This is a genomic window from Glutamicibacter sp. ZJUTW, from assembly GCF_008370855.1.
Taxonomy (GTDB): domain Bacteria; phylum Actinomycetota; class Actinomycetes; order Actinomycetales; family Micrococcaceae; genus Glutamicibacter; species Glutamicibacter nicotianae.
The window spans coordinates 3,096,801-3,114,328 of record NZ_CP043624.1; the positions used below are offsets into that span (position 1 = coordinate 3,096,801).

Sequence of the window (17,528 nt, forward strand, 5' to 3'; positions counted from 1 at the left end):
GTGCAGTCACCCAGCCCGTTAATTCAACAGATGGACATAAAAGTTATCTGAGCTCAATGCAAGCTCGCAGGCAACAGATCCGGCCAGGCCGTCACGCTTCTGCCACGACCTGCGCTGTCCGCGTCGCCGGGTATCGCACTGATTGATGCAATCACGCAACCAGCAACCGAAACGTTGCCATTTCGTCATGCAACGGGAATAGTCCTCTGCCCGGGCGAAGTCATCGTGAAACTGCGCGCGACCTTCTGCTTCAACCAGCCACTGGCAGCCAATGCTGAAATCGCCGTATCCCGCAGCGGGACGGACCAGCTCGGCAGGGCCCGCCCCAGCAGCATGTTGACCTGCGCACGCCGGGCAGCACTGCGGGCGGCCGCGAGCCGCAGATCATCCAGTGAACCAGCTGGTGCACCGGCAGCAATGAGGTCGGCTATTGCCTGCGCATCAGCCAGCCCCAAGCTCAGCCCCTGGCCACCGATGGGGCTGATCTGATGGGCCGCGTCCCCGAGCAGCACCACCCGCCCGTGGACCATCGAGGACACCATTCGGGTAGCAGTGCCGAAATAGCTGGTCATGGTGCAGGCCCCGGGGTCAAGCAGGTATCCGGTCCGGTCCATAATCATTTCGGTCAAGATTCCCGGCGAATCATTGTCCAGCTTCTGTTCGACGCGCACCACCCAGCGCCGCCATGCACCGGGCAACGGGAAGGATTCGACAATCCCCTGCCGATGCAGGAACAACGCCGCCGTATGCGCCAGTCCCGTGGTATCGGGAAAGTCCCCCATCAGATACCGGTCGCGATGCGCAGAACCGGCAAAATCCACCCTGAGATCCGTGCGGACTGCGGAGCGGACCCCGTCGGCACCGGCCAGCCATCGTGCCCGGCAGGCAGCGCCGCCGGCTGCGAACTCCACGGATTGCTCGGACTGCCCCAGTACCTTCTCGAAAGCGCGACCGGGCATCAGCGACCCCGGTGCCAACCGCTCCAGCCGCTCGCGCAGCAAATGCTCGGTGGACTGTTGCGGCAAGGACAGCACATAGGGGTAAGGTCCGCCAATCTTGGCGAAATCCATCGCGGCGATGCTCCGCCCGCGCGAGATCCCCAGCCCGCCGCGGATCTGCACGCCGTGGCGCTGCGCGGTCTCCCCCACTCCGAGCTGATCCAGGACCTGCTGTGCCGGAGGGTGCAGGCCAAAGGCCCGCGAGTGGGCTGCCGGCACACTGCGCTGCTCGAAGACTCGGACGCTGCGCCCGTTTTGGGCGAGCAGGATGGCCAAGGCCAAGCCCACCGGTCCGGCACCGATGATCGCGACGTCATCCACGGCGTCCAGCGTCCCAGCACAGCAGGTTGCGGTACGGGCGCTGCGTGCGCACTTCCCACCCGGTCCGGAGCAGTTGCTCCAGTTCTTCGGGCACATAGCTGCGCCTGATGGAGGTCAGGCCGTCGCGGCGGATCAGCGAGCTGCCGGCCAAGGGCAGGGTCGCCAGGCCGAAGAGTCCCAGCGCCATCGGCGAGCGCCGGATATCGCTGTGCAGCCCGACCCCGGTGCACAATTGCTCGGTGTCTTCCTGCAACTGCATTAGCTCATCCGGTGACAGGTGGTGCAGCAGGTGGTTGGAAAGGACCAGATCGTACTGCTCGCCGGCGGCCGCCAGCCGGGTACTTGTAGTTTCATGGAATTCCAGCACCCCGGCAGGCAGCTTGCTGCGGTGCAGCGCTTGCCTGGCGTAGCCGATCGCCCGCGGATCCGGGTCGATGCCGTGCACTGCGACTTCGAATCCGTCGGCGAGCGCCCACCGGGCCAGATTCGCCGCGATATCCCCGCCGCCGCAGCCCACATCCAGGATTTTGGCCCGTGCCCGCTGCACCAGCAACGGGCGGATGCATTCCAGATAGTTGCTCCGCCAGCCCGCCACGACCCGGTTCACCAAGGGGAATTGGGCGTAGGTGCGGTGCAGCAGCACCGGGTCGCAATCCGGCCGGTCCATTTCCTCGATGGCTGCCGTATCCCGCTCCAGCCGGAGCATCATTCTCTCCTGGATACGGTGAACAGCCCAGTTTCAACGGTCAATCCAGGACCGAAAGCCATGGAGCAGATCCGTTCCCCGTTCTCCGGTTCTGCGGAATCAAGGATTTCCTTGAGCACGAAAAGCACCGTGGCGCTGGACATGTTTCCATAGCGATCCAGGATCGCGCGGGCCGGCTCCAGCTGCCGATCATCCAGGCCCAGCCGGTTTTGCACCCGGTCCAGGATGGCCCGGCCGCCGGGATGCAGTCCCCAGTGCTGGATCTTCTCAACCGAGAGTTCCGAGTCGGTGTCCTTGTCCAGGAGCGGTTGCAATGCCGCGGTGATGTGCTCGTCGATGATGTGCGGGACGTAGGTGCCCAGCACCATCTCGAATCCGTGATCACCGATATTCCACGCCATCGCTTCTTCGCCTACCGGGGTGAGCACGGTCTCGAAGCCGTCCATCTGCAGCGGCCCGCTGCCCTTTGCCGAAACGATCACCGCGGCCGCCCCGTCCGCGAAGATAGCCGAGCCCATGATGGTGTCCGGGTCATTGGAGCTGTGCACATGCAAGGTGCACAGCTCTGCGCAGACCACCAGCACGGTGGCGTTCGGGTCGGCCAGGCAGAAATCGCGGGCGGCGCGAAGCGCCGGGAAGGCCGCGTAGCAGCCCATGAACCCCAGGTGATGGCGCACCGTACTCGGAGCCAGCCCCAGCGCACGCACGATCTGGTAGTCCGGGCCCGGGTTGTAGAACCCGGTGCAGGAGACCGTGATGACGTGGGTGATGTCTTCTGGCGCCAGATCCGGGCAGGCATCGAGCGCCTTCTTCGCGGCGTCTCGGAAGAGCGCCCCGGCCTGCTTCGCGTACACGTTGTTGCGTTCGGCGGTGCTCGGGGAAAGCAAGCGGCCTTGACCCCGGTCGTAGAACAGCGGCGTTTCGGGCTCGGGCAGGGAGAGGTCGAATTCGTCGACGCAGCTGTACCGGGTGCTGATCGCGGCGGAGTTGAAGGAGGTGGCGATGAGTCGTTCGCCCAGCCGGCTCAGATTCGGCTGGCTGGCGAAAACATCACGGATTTCGTCCTGGGCAAGTTGCGTCGCGGGAACTGCGGTCTGGATCGTGCGGATCTTCACTGGCATGCCCCGAGCCTAGGGCCGTTGCCAGCGATGGTAAACAGCTTCGGCGAATTGCCAGCATTCACCCGATGATCCGTTGCCCTCCGCGCGTGGATTATCTATCCTCGGCGAAGAATATGATTATTGTTATTAACGTCAGATTTAATCGATCGCGCAGGAAGAGGCCCCGTGGCAAAGGCATCAGTTCATTCCTTGGAGGGTATCCGCCGGACCATCCTTGATGGCTTCTGGTCCCCCGGAGATCGCCTGCAGCCGACCGCATTAGCACTGCAGTTCGAAACCAGCACGACGGTGATCCGCGAATCGCTGACCCGGCTGGCTGGTGAAAATCTGGTGGTTATCCGCCCGAATCGCGGTTTCTTCGTACCGGATCTGGACCTTCGCGAACTGGCAGATATCACCGAGCTGCGTTGCTCCACCGAAGCGCTGGCCGCCCGCTTGGCAGTGGAGCGCGGAGATGTCGCGTGGGAATCCAAGGTGATTGCGGCCCATCACAAGCTCTCGCGCACCCCACGCCGCTTGCCGGAGGAACCTGGCACTCTCAACCCTGCGTGGTCCGAAGCGCACCGCGAATTCCACCATGCTCTGCTGGTGCCTTGCGATTGCCAGCCGATGCTCAAGCTGTCTGCCGACCTTTCGAACTTCACCGAGCTGTACCGGCGCTGGGCTGCCCCGTCGAAGGCGGCAGGAAAGCGCAACGTCGAGAAGGAGCACCAGGAAATCCTGGATGCCGCTATGGCTCGTGATGCCGTCCTGCTCGGAGAGCTGCTCGGGAACCATTACCGTTCCACCGTCCAGGTGGTCATTGATGCTGGGTTGAGCACCCTGCGTTGACCCCTTTGGCACGTCGTTGGTGGCGTGCGCCGTCGGCTATTTCTTGCCTGGCGCAGGCGGAATGACGCGCTCACTGACAATGGCGGCGTTCATCGCTGCCACTGCTCGTTGTGCCGAATCCGCTGCCGGTGAATCCTGCGCGAGTTCCGCTATCCGGGACTGCGCTTGGGCCGAAGTCATGGGCGCCAGCTCTTCCTCCAGCACAGGGTGCACCAGGCCTACGGCCTGAAGGATTGCGAGCACGGTGGTATCGCTGGTTCCAGGGATTTTCTGCCCGTGAAGGGCACCGTGCAGGTCGGTTCTGATCTGGCGCTGGATCTGCTGGTTGATGATGCGCACCCGCTGCTTTCCCAAGCCCAGCATCGTGCGTTCGCCGTATTCGATAATTCCGCCCTTGGCCAGGGAATCGGTCAGCAACCGGACATCGCACAGGGAATTGATCTTCACCGCGTCATCCAGGCTCAGGCTGCCCCGCCTTTCCAGCTGCTCCAATGGCGCGGCAAGCACTGGATCCGGGCAGGGCCCGGCACCGATGAGCTGGATCTGACGATGCTCATCCTCGCTGAGCGCCACACGCCCGGCAATCATCAGGTCGGTGATGATGGCGGCGTTCATGCCGTATCCCGTAGCTGATACAACAGCCTCTGGTTTCTCGGAGTCATCGGCCATGAGCAAGTAGAGCTTTTCTGCGATCAACATGTTCTCAGGCTACCGGCCCGCACTGGAGGAGATCTTCAGCCTTGCGACGGATATTCAGGTTCAGTCGCCCTTGGCCGTGGGCTTCTTCTTGGCCTTGGCCAGTTCGGATGGCGAATGGGTGGTCCGGGGTTCGGAGCGATCCTGCGTCATGGCCGAGGTGGTGCGGATGAAGACCGAGATCCAGCTGAACATGATGGCCACCACCGACAGCTCGAAACCGGTCAGGTTGTAATAGGACCATTTGGTCCACAGCTGGAAGGCGCCCCAGATCGCGCCGATAGCCGCATAGGACAGCAGATGGAACACCACCGGGTAGCCCGGCAGCAGGACGATAGTGCCCAGCAGCAGGAAGATCATGGCCACCGAGACCATCTGCACGAAGGCCGAATGCACCTCCATGGCCACGTCGAAGGGGACCAAGCCGATGCCGATAATGCCCATGGAGACAAGCAGCAGGCACCAGCGCACCAGCTTCGGACGAGGACGCACCATGCGTGCAATCTTGTAGCGTTCCAACGCCGGGCGGCAACGGTAGGTCTGTGCCAGGCGGACCAGGTCGCGGGTCAGGAACTCGGTGAAGGCAGCGAGCACCAAGCCGGAAATCACCAGGGTGAGATTGAAAGTCCAGAAGGACCCCATGCCGGCTTGCGTGGTCCCCAGCGACGAGAACATGCTCCGCCACCAGTTCTGGTCTTCGGCCAGCAGCATGCTGATCAGCACACCGGCGCACATGAAGATCCCCAGCACCACTGACAGGGACTCCGCATTGATCCGCGCGGTGGCCTCCAGGGACAGGTAGGCGCTGATGCCCGTGGCTACGCTGACTGCCAGCGCCCCTGCGAGCACGTCCAGATGCAGCCCGTAGAAAGCCTGCTGGAGCAGGTGGAACACGACCAGCATGATCATGATGGTGCTGGCTACGTGCACCAAGACGAGGCCAAGGGCAGTAACCATCTGGCGCCATGCGGGAATCCTCTTCAGCCACGTCTCGCGGGCCCGGAGCATGGCGCGGAACGCATAGGCGCTGCTGGTTCCGGCCGAGACGGCACCGCAGACGGCTGAAACAATGCCTACCGACAGATCGCCAAAGAGCGGCGGACGTTCACCGGCGAAGATGATGAGCCCGACAACCAGCCCGAAGAGGGAACAGATCAGGCCGGCCCATAGGGCACGGCGCTCGATGTCCAGTTCGGTGACTCGCTTGCTGAGAGTGACATCGGGATATTGGGAATGCACGTAGTACATTCTCTCATTTTCATTGAAGAACGTCGGCAGTCGTTGCTGTTGCTTTCCGGGAGCAGGGGCGCGCTGCTGAAGTTCAAGAGGTGGATGGCACTCAAGACACCTGTCAATAGGTCAGCGAATAATGTATATTCATCATATGCTGACCATTTCGAGTCGTGTGGAAGTGATGAATAGGCTCGGGCGCGCTCTAGCCGATCCAACCCGATCACGAATACTTTTGTCCCTGTTGGAAGAACCCGGATATCCCGCCCAGCTGGCACGGAATCTTGAGTTGTCGCGGACGAATGTCTCCAACCATCTTGCTTGCCTGCGCGGGTGCGGAATCGTTATTTCGGAACAGGAAGGACGACAGACTCGCTACGAAATCAGCGACCCGCATATAGCTGCAGCGCTGTTGGCATTAGTGGAAGTGACGCTAGCGGTCGATGAGAATGTCCCGTGCATGGATTCGACCTGCACCGTTCCAGGTTGCTGCAATCCAAAGGAAGTCTCATGAATCTGGCATTGGCAACCCCCGCGCGCGCAGCAATCCTCAAACGACGAATCCGGCTGATTGTCGCCATCACTATCACCTGGAACATCATTGAAGCTGTTATCGCGTTGATCGCTGGTGGAGCCGCATCGTCAGCCGCCTTGGTGGGCTTCGGTCTGGATTCCATAGTTGAAGTGCTCTCCGCAGCGGCCGTCGCCTGGCAATTCGCTGCGCCCGATCCAGCGCGACGTGAAAAAACTGCCTTGCGGATCATAGCTATTTCGTTCTTCGCATTGGCCACATATGTTTCCGTAGATGTCGTACTGTCGTTGACAGGTGTTCGCGAAGCGGAGCATTCCACGGTAGGTATCGTCCTGGCCGCGTTGAGCCTGGCGGTCATGCCGTTTTTGAGCTTGATTGAACGCAGAACCGGACGTGAGCTTGGTTCAGCCTCGGCGGTGGCCGATTCGAAGCAAACACTAATTTGCTCCTACCTTTCAGCGGCCCTGCTGGCCGGGTTGCTGCTCAATAGCATGCTGGGGTGGGCATGGGCCGATTCAGCTGCGGCATTGATTATTGCCGTAGTTGCAGTACGCGAGGGCGTTGAAGCATGGCGCGGAGACGCCTGCTGCGCCACCCCCATCAGCGCGCTGACTGGTGAACGGGTTGAAGCAAAATGCACTGACGGCTGCTGTTCCTAGCCGCCACGGGTGAAGCGGACCACCAGCAGATTCGTGTGCCCTTGCGGCGCAGCCGAACTCCGCGGAACAGGTCCTTGCACTAGTTCGAGGGCAACGCGAGCAAGCCGCTGACCATCAGGCTCACCGCGCCGCTGAAGGCAATCAGCACCACGAAAGCGCGGCTGAACTTCTGCGGAATCCTCGGGGCCAGAAAATTGCCCAGCACGATGCCCAGCACCATCGCGCCGAAGCAGGCGCCCCATTGCTGCCAATGCAACTGCGGCATGCCGCCCTTGGCGATCAGCGACGTCAAGGACAGCACCAGGAAATAGAGCTGGACGGATATGGCGAATTGGGCTTGCGGCCAGCGGCTGGCTACCGCATATCCGGCAATGGCCGGACCGGAGACCCCGGCAGTCACGGACATGAAACCGGAGACAGCCCCGGCGCCAATCGCCAATCCCCTGCTTTGGGCCATGGCGAGGTTCCGGATCATGAAACTCGAGCACAGCGCGAGGATCACCATGAAGGAAATGCCGATGTTCAGCCATGGCCCATCCAGCAAGTTCGCCACCCACGCCCCGGGAATGGTCATGAGCATGGCGGGGATGAGCATGAAAGCGACTTTCCGGTATTCGACTTGCCGAAAGACCTGCGCAAAGATCAGCAGGCTGCTGCAGGCGCCGAGCAAGTTGACCAGCATGACACCTTCGTGCGGCCCCAGCACCATCACCAGGAAGGGCGAGGAAACCAGTGCGAATCCCATGCCGGAAATACGCTGTGTGGAGGCACCCACGAAGACTGCGGCCGCCAAGCCAATGATCGCCGCTAATTGCACGCCCTGCTCCACACTGCCTCCGCTATCCCTCGTCGCTGTCCACTATTACGTTAGTCCACGGCCAATGAGTCATTTGAATGGAGCACGCTTCAGCTGGAGTTCTACGCTGTAGGAATGCGCAATGACGTGGATTTCCTGGTAATTGGCGGCGGGGCTATGGGCTCGGCAGCCGCGTGGTCCCTAGCCGCTCGCGGACACGAGGTGCTGCTGCTTGAACGCTTCGCTCCGGGACATCAGGAAGGCGCATCGCACGGGGCCACCCGCAATTTCAATCCGGCCTATGCCGAACCCGAGTACCTGCGCCTGCTGCAGCGTTCCAACACCCTGTGGGATGAGATCTCGCAGCGTTGCGGCACTGCGCTGCTGACGCGCACCGGATTGGTCAATCACGGAATCGTTGAAGCTCAGCGCGCCATGCACGAGGTGCTGGGCCAGGCAGGTTTCGACAGCGAGCTGTTGTCCATTGAAGCTGCGGAAGAGCGTTTCGCCGGTATGAAGTTCGAGACCGAAGTCCTGCATATCCCTTCCGGCGGCCAGATCAACGCCGACCTCGCAGTTTCCTCCCTGCAGCAGCTGGCAGTTGCCGAGGGTGCGTCCGTGGAGCATGGGCACCAGATGGCAAGCGTTCAGGTGCTTGCCGATGACTGTGTCGAGGTCCATGCCCAGCACCGGGGAACCAGCTCGCGCATCCGGGCCCGCCATGCCATTGTCGCCGCGGGCGCCTGGACCCGGTCGCTGCTCGGCGATGCGCTCAGGCTGCCGGCCATCCACGTCACCGAAGAGCATCCGGTGCATTTCGCGCAGAAGGACCTGCCTGCGCACTGGCCCGGATTCAACCACATCCTGGACCCGAACCGGGAAATCGGTTCACGGATCTTCGGCCCCATCTACGGGATGCGCACCCCCGGCGAAGGCATCAAGGTGGGCTGGCACGGCTCCGGGCAGATCATTGATCCAGAGCACCGCCCGCACCAAGCCTGCGAGGAACAGCTGCGCGGGCTGCAGGACTACGCGGAACGCTGGCTTCCAGGGGTCGATCCCTCGCGCTATGAGACGGTGTCCTGCACCTACGCCAATACCGAGGACGAGCACTTCATCCTCGACTCGCTTGGTCCGATCACCGTCGGCGCAGGGTTCAGCGGCCACGGATTCAAGTTCGTGCCCGCCATCGGCGAGCACCTGGCCGAGCTGGCCTTGGGCCGGCGCACGGCCGAACCGAAGTTCTCGGCGAACCGCACGGTGGCGAAGCCAGTCTTCCTGCAGCGCCGCCGCGCGGCCGGCATTAGCTAGCCGCCTGTTCCCGTGCAGCTACGGGCACCTGCTGGGTGATGCAGTGGATTCCGCCGCCACGGGCAAACAGCTCGCGCGCATCCACGCCAACCACCTGGCGGCCGGGATATGCGGCGGCCAGGATGCCAGCAGCCTGCTGGTCGTTGGGGTCATCGAAGCTACAGGCGACTACCCCGCCATTGGTCACCAGATGGTTGATATAGGAATAGTCCACCCAACCCTCGGCATCGCGCAGCACTCTGGGGGCCGGCACGGCAATGAGTTCCAGGCTCCGCCCCTGGGCATCGGTTGACTGCTCCAACCGTGCGCGCACCGCCTGGGAGATGGCATGGTCCGGGTGCCGCGGATCCTGCTGGTCGTGGTAGAGCACGACGCCGGGCCGGGCGAAGCAGGCGACAATATCCACGTGCCCGCGCGTGCCGAATTCCTCGTTGTCACGGCTCAGCCCGCGATCAAGCCAAATGGTTTTCCGGGCGCCCAGCAGACGCGCGAATTCGGCCTCGATGTCTTTTTCGGTCTTCCCCGGATTGCGGCCCGGATCGAGCTGGACACTGCGCGTGGCCAGAACCGTGCCTTCCCCGTCCACGTGGATTCCGCCGCCCTCGTTGGTGATCGAGGCCCGCACGTGCGCCGCGCCTGCAAGCTGCGCGACGTGGCCTGCTACCAGCCGGTCGTTGTCCCAGCTGGCCCACTCCTGCGCGCCCCAGCCGTTGAAGTTCCAGTCCACCGCCGCCAGCTGGCCGTCCGGGGTGCGCACGAAGCTCGGGCCTGAGTCGCGCATCCAGGCATCATCCAGCGGGTGCAGGGCATAGCTGACTGCATCGCCCAGGTGGCGCCGGGCCGCGGCTTCGCTGGCCGGGTCCACCACCATCGTGACCGGGGTGAAGGCGCTGATTGCGCGGGCCACTGCGCTCCACGCGGACCGGGCGGCTTCGGCCCGCTCCTCGCTCTCGCCCAGCGTGTAGCCGCCGGAGGGGAAAGCCATGAAGATGCGTTCATGCGGATCGGTTTCCGCGGGCATGAAGAACTCAGGCATGGGAGCGCCCCAGTTCTCCCAGGCCGGACTCGGTGCGGGCTTCGGTGAGCGCGCCGTAGGTTTCCGGGCGGCGGGTGCGCAGGAACGGGAAGAGCGTGAGCCAGTCGCGGCGGGCATCCAGATCCAACGTCGCCACCAGCACTGCGGATTCGTCGCGCGGGGCGCGGGCCAGGATGCGGCCGTACGGATCGGAGATGAAGGATGAGCCGTAGAAGGTCAGTGCACCCTCGTCGCCCCAGCGGTTGGGCACCACCATGAACAGCCCGTTGGCGATGCCGTTGCCGATAATGGCCTGGCGCCACAGCGGTTCTGTGTCGAAATCCGGATGGTCCGGTTCGGAACCGATGGCCGTCGGATAGGCCAGCAGGTTCGCCCCGGCCAGCGAATAGATGCGCGGCGGCTCGCTGAACCACTCGTCCCAGCAGGTCGGCAGGCCCATGGCCAGGCCGTCCAGGGCTTCGATCTTGTGGACCGGGTAGGGATCCGCGTTGGGTCCCTCGCGGAAGTACTTGTCCTCGTAGTATCCGGCGGTGCGCGGGATGTGCAGCTTGTTGGTCAGCGCGGCAATCCCGCCCTCCGGAGAGAGCACCACCGCGGTATTCAGTCCCAGCCCGTCGGCGGCCGGGGCCTTGCGGAACAGCGAGATGTGCACGTGCAATTGGTACTTGGTGGCCATGTCCCTGGCGAACGCGACCGTTGGTCCGGTTTCAAGTTCCTCGGCGGACTCATCAGCCCTTAGCGGGTTCGGCACTACGAACGCCGGGTACTTGCTCAACGTCAGCTCTGGCAGGAAAACGATGCGCGCGCCATGCTTGGCCGCACGGGCGATGCCGCTCTCCAGTTCGCCGCGCAGCTCCTGCGGGTCTTCGTGCCAGCGGTGCTGGACCAGAGCGATGGTGACCTCGCCGCGCTCGGCGGCGTCCACGCGGGCCAAAGAGGCCGGCGGAGTCAAGGCGACTACTTCCTTCATGGCTGAGCTCCATCGATAAAACGAATGTTATTCGTTTACAGGATAGGCAGCTTCATTCGTCATGCACAAGAGGTAAACGAATGGTTTTCGTTTAATTCGGATATGCTCAGGTGGAAGAACCCAGCAGGAAAGCAGTGGATATCATGGCACGCCCTTCGAAACCCAAACTCAGCCTCGATGCGATCGCTACCGCGGCGTTGAAATTGGTCGACAAGCATGGTGAGTTCACGCTACCGCAACTGGCCAACTCCCTGTCCGTGACGGCATCCTCGATCTACAACCACGTGGCAGGCAAGGACGAGATCATCGAGCTGATGAGAGGCCGCGCCATGTCCGCAATCAGCCTGCCGGATATCGATTCCGGCAACTGGCAGGAGACCGTACAGCAAATTGCCACGTCCTACTGGGAATCGTATTCAAAGCACCCGCGGCTAATCCCGCTACTCACTAGCCATACCGTGCGGGACCACACCACCTTGCGGGTCTATGACGCGTTGGCCGAGGTGCTGGAACACGCCGGTTTCGAACCCGGAACACGGCTTCATGCAATCACGATCATCGATTCATTCGTACTGGGATCTGCGCTCGATGCGGCTGCGCCCGAAGCCGTATGGGAAGCAGACGATTCTTCTGGCCAGGCATTCAGCGAAGCGCTGGGAGCGGGCCTACAAGAGAAGGACCGCGCACGCACGAGTTTCGTGATGGGAATCAATTTGATCCTGGACGGACTCACGACTCGATTCACTCGATAGCCTCCGGTGGAACAATGCGCTACGGAGTTTGCTGTCAATCATGAACAGCGGAGGGTTCGGTCAAGGCCAAGCAGCGTGATGGATCCTTTAGCGTTTGAGTACAGGCTAGGAGCAGACGTCCACCCGTTGTCGTATTCCGCATAAACGCGGAAATTCACGTTGAACGTCGTTCCCAGCAGATTTCCAAGAAGGTCTATCAGCAGACCCAACAAGCCGTTGGATCGTGAAATATCGACAGCGTATGTGGTTGTACTGGCTGGCAGGAGACTAGAAAGTTTTTCTTCCCCGTCATTGATTTGAACCGATACCTTATAGCCTGCAAGAGACGCGTTCTGGGCCGACGGAGCCTGCCACCGGAAGTCGATGACTTTGTTATTGCTCGCTGCCGTTCGATTGCTGCAAGACAGTATTTTCGCCGGTTGCATTACCGCTCCTTGGAGGGACGATGTGGCCTTCGCGGTTGAACTGAATGCCGCATGCGTTGGCTCAACCAGGGGGTGGAGATGAATCGCAGCCGTTGCCAGCGACACGACCATGGCTGCTCCTAGGAAAACTGGAGTCCCCGAATGGCCAGCGCTGTCGGATTTCCCATTACTAACCGACTTGTCGTTGCCGAACGCGACGTAGAGCAGGTATGCGCACAGTAGCCCCCCGAGGAAATAGGCCCATGGCTGGGACAGCCACGTCACGACGTAGCCCAGGAACGGCACACTGGCCAGCAGCTTGTCGACGCTGTCTACCGCGTACGGCTGCAGGTCTGCGACGGGGTTCGCATCTCCCTTAAGGATCAGCCCTGCTTCGGTCATCTCGGCAACCCTGTGTGTCACCCGGACCTCGTCGCTGGTCACCACCGAAACCACATCACCTACGGCGATATCCTCAACCTGGGTGGGAACTGCCAAACCCAATGAACCGGTGGGGATCACGGGGCCCATGGAACCGCTGGCGAAAACCAGTGGCTTCAGCCCAAACAGCAATGCAGCAAGAGTCATGAGCAGGCACAGCGAACCGATAATCGCCCCGCCGTTTAGGGCAATGTTCTGTACCCGATTGCGTTTACGCGTGCCAAGCTCGTTTCGATTCTTATTCGCCACCTTAGGAACCCACCGTTCCGGTGAAGGTCAAGTCCAGCTTCGTCGTGGCACCTTGAAGGTTGTTGGCCGCGGTCGTGGGCAGAGAGTATTGCACGCAGAACGTTTCGGAGGCGTCCGCGGCCAAGACTGGACGGACGACATCGGCGCCGAAAGCGGATCCAGCAGCCTTGGTAATTAGGGTTGTCCCGCCAGAACACGTGGCATTCGGTGCCGTCCCGCTGACAGTTGAGCCAATTTTCACCACCACCGCCATGGCCTTGCCAAGTTCCACGACACCGCTTTCGGTGATACTTCCCTTGATGGAATACGGCAGCGGAACGGAACTGGTGTTTTTCACCACAACTAGCGCCGCGGCGCTGACTCCCGGGTACCAGTTCACTGAGGAGAGCGGCACGGTGTAGCTTGCGCTGGTTGCACCGGAAGCCGTCGCACCGACGCCGAGCGACACCTTCGCCGCGGTAATGCTGGAGGTTGCAGTGGCGGTTCCTGTCCAAGCCGCCAACGTGGATACTGCACCAAGACCCACCAGTATTCCCATCGACAGGATCGCTTTGATCTGTACCGATCGTCTGCTCATTGAGAATCTCCTCGATGTGCCTGTGCGTGGACACTGTTTCGCTTCGAAAGTAGATAAAGTGCGGCGCCTGCTCCGGCCATTCCCAGCGCGAGCGGTACGGCCCAGCCGCTGAAGCCCGTGGATTTCAGCTCGTCGGGCTGCTGTTCTCCGTCCGCGTCCGGGGGATCGGGATTCTCCGGATGCTGTGGAACTTCCGGCGATTCGGGTTCCTGTGGATTACCGCCGATGACTTCTACCGCGCTGATTTCCAGGCTCAGCGATCTCACCAGGCCCTCCGATGAATTTCCTGCGGAAGCGGGAAGCCGGGCTTCCAACGCAAAGTCGGCATTCTGTTTCGGGGCAAGCCGCGCCACGGAATCACCCGCCACCTCGAACTGCAGCCCGTTGGCCGGTGCAGCAACCATGGGTTTCAATGTGACCGCTATTGGATGCGGACGGTCATTGCGAATGGTAATCTTTTCAGTCAATCGGTCCCCCGGGACGAGCTGAAATTCTCCGCCAAACAGTTCGCCTGGACTCGCACGGAAATCACCACCGTTTACGCTATAGCTCAGTCCTCGCGAGTCCATTCCTGCAGCATGGGCTGCAAAGCTGCCAGCACTCAGTAAACCGGAGGCGAGCGCGATGGATAATATGGTCTTCACCGGTGCGTCGAACGACATGATGCCTTCTCCCTGCGGTGGTCATGCCACGCCCCGGCAAGCATCACCAGCGAATACGCGATCAATCCACCCGCTGCGATCCAGGTCAACCAGGTTCTCTGCTGGATTGACAGGGCGCTGTTCACATATCCGAGGTAGGGGACGGAATACCAGAGCTTGCCCCGGATCTGCTCGGGTTGCACCGGCTCGTCATCGGTGTTGTTTGCATCCCCGCGGAAGATGAATTGTGCTCCTCTGCCCAGGCTCGCGCCGATGGCGGACACCCGGTGCGTTACGACTTCCGGCTCCCCCGATTCCAGCTGGTACGTAGCAACATCGCCGATGCGCAACTGCTCCGGATCAATCGGCTTCACCACTACCAAAGTCCCGGGAGGCAAATGCGGCCTCATGGATCCGGTCAGCACCGTGAATGCTGTCGCCCCGCCCAATTTCGGAACCACGATCATGATGGCAATCAAGGCAAGGACGATGAACAGCACCAGCCAGGAAAGCACCTGCCCGCACCACCACCAGATCCCGGTGCGCTCCTGCTGTCCTCTATTCCGGATACGGTTGCCTGCTGTCATCGCTGCTGCCCCGCAAACCCCAGTTCGAGCGCCATTTTCCCGCCGGAAGCTGCTTCCGGTGCCCCGGAAGGAAGAGAAACACGAACGCACAAGGTCTCCGTCGCCATTGCAGGTTCTGCGCGCAGCACTCTGGGCGCTGCGAAAGAAGCGGAGGCGCCCAGAGAACCGGTGTACAGCTGCTCCCCGGACAACGGCTGGTCATCGTCGCAGGCTTTCCGGTCCATGCCGGAGTAGATGCTCAGTTGCAATGCGTTGGACAGCGCCCGATCAGCAGCGGTGGGCGAAGTGGTCGCATTCACCGCTCCGTCCAGCTGATACGACAAATCAACTGTGCCTGCATTGCTGATCACCAGTGATGCCTGCGTGAATGCTCCGGGGATCAGCTCGCTGCCGGAGAGATTGGCGAACTGGTGCTCCGTTTCGCCACCGGCCAGCAATGCCAGCGATCCCGTCCTCAAGCTTGGCGGATCCACCGTGATTTCTGCGCGCCACGTAGCGGCCGTCCCTTGCGCACTGATACCCAGCAGCAAGAGCACGGCCGCGACCAAAGCGAACTTCAGGGGTTTTGGCATGCACCGGCCGATCCACGTTCCGCGGTTACGCGCGGACTTGATCCAGGGTCAAGGTCAAGGCTTCAAGATCCAGCGGCTGGTCGTAGGTTGATGGCGGGGTGTCTCCCACTCCGCCTTCGTTAAAGGTGATCGTGATCAGGAATGGAACCGTGTAGGTACCCGGCTCGGCGAAAGTCAGCGTTCCGTCGGCTTCTTCAGTGATACCCGGAGCTGACGCATCGACCTGCAGGTCGACGGTCGCATACCCTTCCAGCGCACCGAGATTCGTTGCCGCCTGGTCGACGCTGAGTGATCCGGCAATGTTCTTGCCTTCGGCATCGATGGTGGCGGTCTGGCTGAACGCAACGACGTCGCCAGGAACGATCTGCTGGGTCGTCGGGTCGAATGGCTCAGGCGCAACTGGATTGCTGACGTCCTGCCAGGTGCCGGATCCGCTCGTCGTCAAATTCAAATGACCGGTTTCGACAGTGCCTGCATCGATGGTCTGCTGTGCCTGCCAGCGTGCAATTGTGCCGGCACCGCCGAGGAGCAGCGCTCCGGCAGCGACTGCGGCGATGGTTGCCTTGGTTACTTTCTTCATGAAATACGCATCCTCAAAGTTCACGTGCCCCCAGTGACACACACTTTAAGTAAAGCTTGTTTAGTAGGTTTTTCAACCCCTGCACGCCACTTGTCGTTGCGACCGTCAGATCCCGCAAACTGGGCACTGCAGCTTCTGCTGACGAGCGCACACAGGATACTGGCAGTTCTGCCTAATCTGTAGTTGGCCAGCATTTTCAATGTGAAATTTCCAGCCCATGCAACGCCCTGATGCCGGATGAAGGCTAGTAGCCGGCAAGGTTTAGCCGCTTGCCCATGAAACCCTAGCTAGTTAGCGAATCATTCCACCTTATTGGCTAAACTACGAAATTCCCGGAATCAGCTGTCCCGGTCAGGGGCCGAGGCAAAGAGATTCAGGCCCATGGCGCGCGAAAGCTGACCGATGGCAAGCTGCGCCCGCACCGAGTTCCCCGCCATATCCAATGGTGGCGAGAACGCGCCAATTGCACCCTTGCCCGGAGCCACCGCGACGATGCCGCCGGAAACACCTGATTTCGCCGGGATACCGATTTCAAACAGCCATTCACCCGAGCGCTCGTACAAACCGTTGGAGGCAACCGTCGCCAAGGTGTCACGGCAAACATCAGCATCCACAACACGCTTCCCCGTCACCGGGTTCACGCCGCCGTCAGCCAATGTCGCACCCATGATGGCCAGATCGTGAGCGTTGATGTTCAGCGAGCACTGCTTGGTGTAGACATCCACAGCATCATAGGGGTCGCCATCCAACCGGCCGTAGCTCTTGAGCAAATGCCCCAGGGCCTTGTTCCGCTCGTTGGCCAACGACTCGGAATGGTAGACCTCGTCGTCCAGGCTCAAGGACCGGCCCGCGAAGGCGGATAGTCCTTCGCGCACGTTCTCCCATTTCTTGGCAGCAGTCTTTCCCGGCATCAGCGAGGTAGTGGCGATGGCACCGGCATTGACCATCGGATTCATCGGCAGGCCATTGTTCAATTCCACGGCCATGACCGAGTTGAACGGCATGCCGGTGTTATTCACGCCGATGCGGTCCCGGACCACCTCGCGGCCATGTTCCTGGACAACCAGGGCATAGACAAACATCTTGGAGATCGACTGGATGGAGAACAGGTAGGTGCAATCGCCCACCGTGTGGACCGAGCCGCCCACATGGGACATGGCGATGCCAAAGAGGTCGGGATCGGCTTGACCCAAAATCGGAATGTAGTGGGCCAGCAATCCCTCATCGACATCCGCATAGCGCTCATGGGCTTCCTTGAGCAAGGCATCGATGCGATCATGCTCCAGCTCACCGGTGGAAACCTGCTGAACGACATCGTCGAAGTCGGTAGGAATAGTCTCGTTATTCCCTTCCGAAGGATAGGTCATTTTCACCTGCCTCTGATCCTGAGTCCATTGATCCATGCTGCTTGGTTTGACCTTATCAACAGCTCCGGCGCTTGGCACCTCGCGTCAACCTCGAAGCGGACAGAATCACGCTCGCCGCGGACCTTCAACTCGAGAATCCCCTGTGTTTTCC

Annotated in this window: 20 protein-coding genes; 5 read left to right on the plus strand and 15 right to left on the minus strand. The window is 61.4% G+C overall.

What is annotated here, in order from left to right:
• Positions 1 to 185: 185 nt before the first annotated feature.
• Genes F0M17_RS14545 through F0M17_RS14555 form a run of 3 tightly spaced genes read right to left on the minus strand, consistent with a single transcriptional unit; the run spans position 186 to position 3,146 of the window.
• Positions 186 to 1,319, minus strand: coding sequence for an NAD(P)/FAD-dependent oxidoreductase (locus tag F0M17_RS14545; protein WP_168202032.1), 1,134 nt, complete (start codon positions 1,317 to 1,319; stop codon positions 186 to 188).
• Positions 1,312 to 2,028, minus strand: a complete 717-nt coding sequence (locus F0M17_RS14550; RefSeq protein WP_073706895.1) for a methyltransferase domain-containing protein — start codon at positions 2,026 to 2,028, stop codon at positions 1,312 to 1,314. Before F0M17_RS14550 ends, F0M17_RS14545 begins: the two co-directional genes overlap by 8 nt.
• Positions 2,025 to 3,146 carry a type III polyketide synthase gene (locus F0M17_RS14555; protein ID WP_149597402.1) on the minus strand — a complete coding sequence of 374 codons (1,122 nt, stop codon included), beginning with the start codon at positions 3,144 to 3,146 and terminating at the stop codon, positions 2,025 to 2,027. The genes F0M17_RS14550 and F0M17_RS14555 overlap by 4 nt, the downstream gene beginning before the upstream one ends.
• Positions 3,147 to 3,311: 165 nt before the next feature.
• Here F0M17_RS14555 and F0M17_RS14560 point away from each other — a divergent pair, with 165 nt between their 5' ends.
• Positions 3,312 to 3,977 carry a GntR family transcriptional regulator gene (locus F0M17_RS14560; RefSeq protein ID WP_168202033.1) on the plus strand — a complete coding sequence of 222 codons (666 nt, stop codon included), beginning with the start codon at positions 3,312 to 3,314 and terminating at the stop codon, positions 3,975 to 3,977.
• Positions 3,978 to 4,013: 36 nt separating this feature from the next.
• On the opposite strand, the gene F0M17_RS14565 is transcribed toward F0M17_RS14560, so the two are convergent.
• Both F0M17_RS14565 and F0M17_RS14570 read right to left on the minus strand, forming a co-directional pair.
• Positions 4,014 to 4,676 carry a GPP34 family phosphoprotein gene (locus tag F0M17_RS14565; RefSeq protein WP_149597404.1) on the minus strand — a complete coding sequence of 221 codons (663 nt, stop codon included), beginning with the start codon at positions 4,674 to 4,676 and terminating at the stop codon, positions 4,014 to 4,016.
• Positions 4,677 to 4,736: 60 nt separating this feature from the next.
• Positions 4,737 to 5,912, minus strand: coding sequence for a hypothetical protein (locus F0M17_RS14570; RefSeq protein ID WP_149597405.1), 1,176 nt, complete (start codon positions 5,910 to 5,912; stop codon positions 4,737 to 4,739).
• A 145-nt stretch (positions 5,913 to 6,057) separates the two neighbouring features.
• Here F0M17_RS14570 and F0M17_RS14575 point away from each other — a divergent pair, with 145 nt between their 5' ends.
• A complete protein-coding gene (locus F0M17_RS14575) occupies positions 6,058 to 6,417 on the plus strand; it encodes a helix-turn-helix transcriptional regulator (RefSeq protein WP_073707232.1) in 360 nt (119 codons plus the stop codon).
• Entirely contained in the window at positions 6,414 to 7,094 is a 681-nt protein-coding gene (locus F0M17_RS14580; RefSeq protein WP_073706900.1) for a cation transporter, read from the plus strand. The genes F0M17_RS14575 and F0M17_RS14580 overlap by 4 nt, the downstream gene beginning before the upstream one ends.
• Positions 7,095 to 7,173: 79 nt before the next feature.
• Here F0M17_RS14580 and F0M17_RS14585 read toward each other — a convergent pair whose 3' ends face one another.
• Positions 7,174 to 7,911: a sulfite exporter TauE/SafE family protein gene (locus tag F0M17_RS14585; RefSeq protein ID WP_073707233.1), complete on the minus strand. Its 738-nt coding sequence runs from the start codon at positions 7,909 to 7,911 to the stop codon at positions 7,174 to 7,176.
• A 126-nt stretch (positions 7,912 to 8,037) separates the two neighbouring features.
• Here F0M17_RS14585 and F0M17_RS14590 point away from each other — a divergent pair, with 126 nt between their 5' ends.
• A complete protein-coding gene (locus F0M17_RS14590; RefSeq protein WP_246857069.1) occupies positions 8,038 to 9,201 on the plus strand; it encodes an FAD-dependent oxidoreductase in 1,164 nt (387 codons plus the stop codon).
• Here F0M17_RS14590 and F0M17_RS14595 read toward each other — a convergent pair.
• Positions 9,194 to 10,237, minus strand: a complete 1,044-nt coding sequence (locus tag F0M17_RS14595; RefSeq protein ID WP_210416655.1) for an agmatine/peptidylarginine deiminase — start codon at positions 10,235 to 10,237, stop codon at positions 9,194 to 9,196. The genes F0M17_RS14590 and F0M17_RS14595 overlap by 8 nt on opposite strands.
• Positions 10,230 to 11,207 (minus strand): nitrilase-related carbon-nitrogen hydrolase, encoded by a 978-nt coding sequence (locus tag F0M17_RS14600; protein ID WP_149597407.1) that lies wholly within the window; start codon positions 11,205 to 11,207, stop codon positions 10,230 to 10,232. The genes F0M17_RS14595 and F0M17_RS14600 overlap by 8 nt, the downstream gene beginning before the upstream one ends.
• A 143-nt stretch (positions 11,208 to 11,350) precedes the next feature.
• Between F0M17_RS14600 and F0M17_RS14605 the strand changes: the two genes are divergently transcribed.
• Positions 11,351 to 11,959, plus strand: a complete 609-nt coding sequence (locus F0M17_RS14605) for a TetR/AcrR family transcriptional regulator (protein WP_149597408.1) — start codon at positions 11,351 to 11,353, stop codon at positions 11,957 to 11,959.
• Positions 11,960 to 11,997: 38 nt separating this feature from the next.
• On the opposite strand, the gene F0M17_RS14610 is transcribed toward F0M17_RS14605, so the two are convergent.
• The 7 genes from F0M17_RS14610 to glsA all read right to left on the minus strand — a co-directional run bounded on the left by F0M17_RS14610 (position 11,998) and on the right by glsA (position 17,377).
• Positions 11,998 to 13,053 (minus strand): signal peptidase I, encoded by a 1,056-nt coding sequence (locus tag F0M17_RS14610; RefSeq protein WP_149597409.1) that lies wholly within the window; start codon positions 13,051 to 13,053, stop codon positions 11,998 to 12,000.
• 1 nt (position 13,054) lies between these two features.
• Positions 13,055 to 13,630, minus strand: a complete 576-nt coding sequence (locus F0M17_RS14615; protein ID WP_149597410.1) for a SipW-dependent-type signal peptide-containing protein — start codon at positions 13,628 to 13,630, stop codon at positions 13,055 to 13,057.
• Positions 13,627 to 14,292, minus strand: a complete 666-nt coding sequence (locus tag F0M17_RS14620) for a hypothetical protein (RefSeq protein ID WP_149597411.1) — start codon at positions 14,290 to 14,292, stop codon at positions 13,627 to 13,629. The genes F0M17_RS14615 and F0M17_RS14620 overlap by 4 nt, the downstream gene beginning before the upstream one ends.
• Positions 14,271 to 14,858: a signal peptidase I gene (locus F0M17_RS14625; RefSeq protein WP_149597412.1), complete on the minus strand. Its 588-nt coding sequence runs from the start codon at positions 14,856 to 14,858 to the stop codon at positions 14,271 to 14,273. Before F0M17_RS14625 ends, F0M17_RS14620 begins: the two co-directional genes overlap by 22 nt.
• Positions 14,855 to 15,430, minus strand: coding sequence for a hypothetical protein (locus tag F0M17_RS14630; protein ID WP_149597413.1), 576 nt, complete (start codon positions 15,428 to 15,430; stop codon positions 14,855 to 14,857). The genes F0M17_RS14625 and F0M17_RS14630 overlap by 4 nt, the downstream gene beginning before the upstream one ends.
• 25 nt (positions 15,431 to 15,455) lie before the next feature.
• Positions 15,456 to 16,010: an alternate-type signal peptide domain-containing protein gene (locus F0M17_RS14635; protein WP_149597414.1), complete on the minus strand. Its 555-nt coding sequence runs from the start codon at positions 16,008 to 16,010 to the stop codon at positions 15,456 to 15,458.
• Between the two features lie 338 nt (positions 16,011 to 16,348).
• Entirely contained in the window at positions 16,349 to 17,377 is a 1,029-nt protein-coding gene (glsA, locus tag F0M17_RS14640) for a glutaminase A (protein ID WP_149597415.1), read from the minus strand.
• Positions 17,378 to 17,528 lie beyond the last annotated feature (151 nt).

Coding starts and splice junctions, on each gene's coding strand:
- F0M17_RS14550 (WP_073706895.1), bottom strand. CDS start 2,028: ATGATGCTCCGGCTGGAGCGGGATACGGCAGCCATCGAGGAAATGGAC.
- F0M17_RS14555 (WP_149597402.1), bottom strand. CDS start 3,146: ATGCCAGTGAAGATCCGCACGATCCAGACCGCAGTTCCCGCGACGCAA.
- F0M17_RS14565 (WP_149597404.1), bottom strand. CDS start 4,676: ATGTTGATCGCAGAAAAGCTCTACTTGCTCATGGCCGATGACTCCGAG.
- F0M17_RS14575 (WP_073707232.1), top strand. CDS start 6,058: ATGCTGACCATTTCGAGTCGTGTGGAAGTGATGAATAGGCTCGGGCGC.
- F0M17_RS14580 (WP_073706900.1), top strand. CDS start 6,414: ATGAATCTGGCATTGGCAACCCCCGCGCGCGCAGCAATCCTCAAACGA.
- F0M17_RS14595 (WP_210416655.1), bottom strand. CDS start 10,237: ATGCCTGAGTTCTTCATGCCCGCGGAAACCGATCCGCATGAACGCATC.
- F0M17_RS14600 (WP_149597407.1), bottom strand. CDS start 11,207: ATGAAGGAAGTAGTCGCCTTGACTCCGCCGGCCTCTTTGGCCCGCGTG.
- F0M17_RS14605 (WP_149597408.1), top strand. CDS start 11,351: ATGGCACGCCCTTCGAAACCCAAACTCAGCCTCGATGCGATCGCTACC.
- F0M17_RS14615 (WP_149597410.1), bottom strand. CDS start 13,630: ATGAGCAGACGATCGGTACAGATCAAAGCGATCCTGTCGATGGGAATA.
- F0M17_RS14620 (WP_149597411.1), bottom strand. CDS start 14,292: ATGTCGTTCGACGCACCGGTGAAGACCATATTATCCATCGCGCTCGCC.
- F0M17_RS14625 (WP_149597412.1), bottom strand. CDS start 14,858: ATGACAGCAGGCAACCGTATCCGGAATAGAGGACAGCAGGAGCGCACC.
- F0M17_RS14630 (WP_149597413.1), bottom strand. CDS start 15,430: ATGCCAAAACCCCTGAAGTTCGCTTTGGTCGCGGCCGTGCTCTTGCTG.
- F0M17_RS14635 (WP_149597414.1), bottom strand. CDS start 16,010: ATGAAGAAAGTAACCAAGGCAACCATCGCCGCAGTCGCTGCCGGAGCG.
- glsA (WP_149597415.1), bottom strand. CDS start 17,377: ATGACCTATCCTTCGGAAGGGAATAACGAGACTATTCCTACCGACTTC.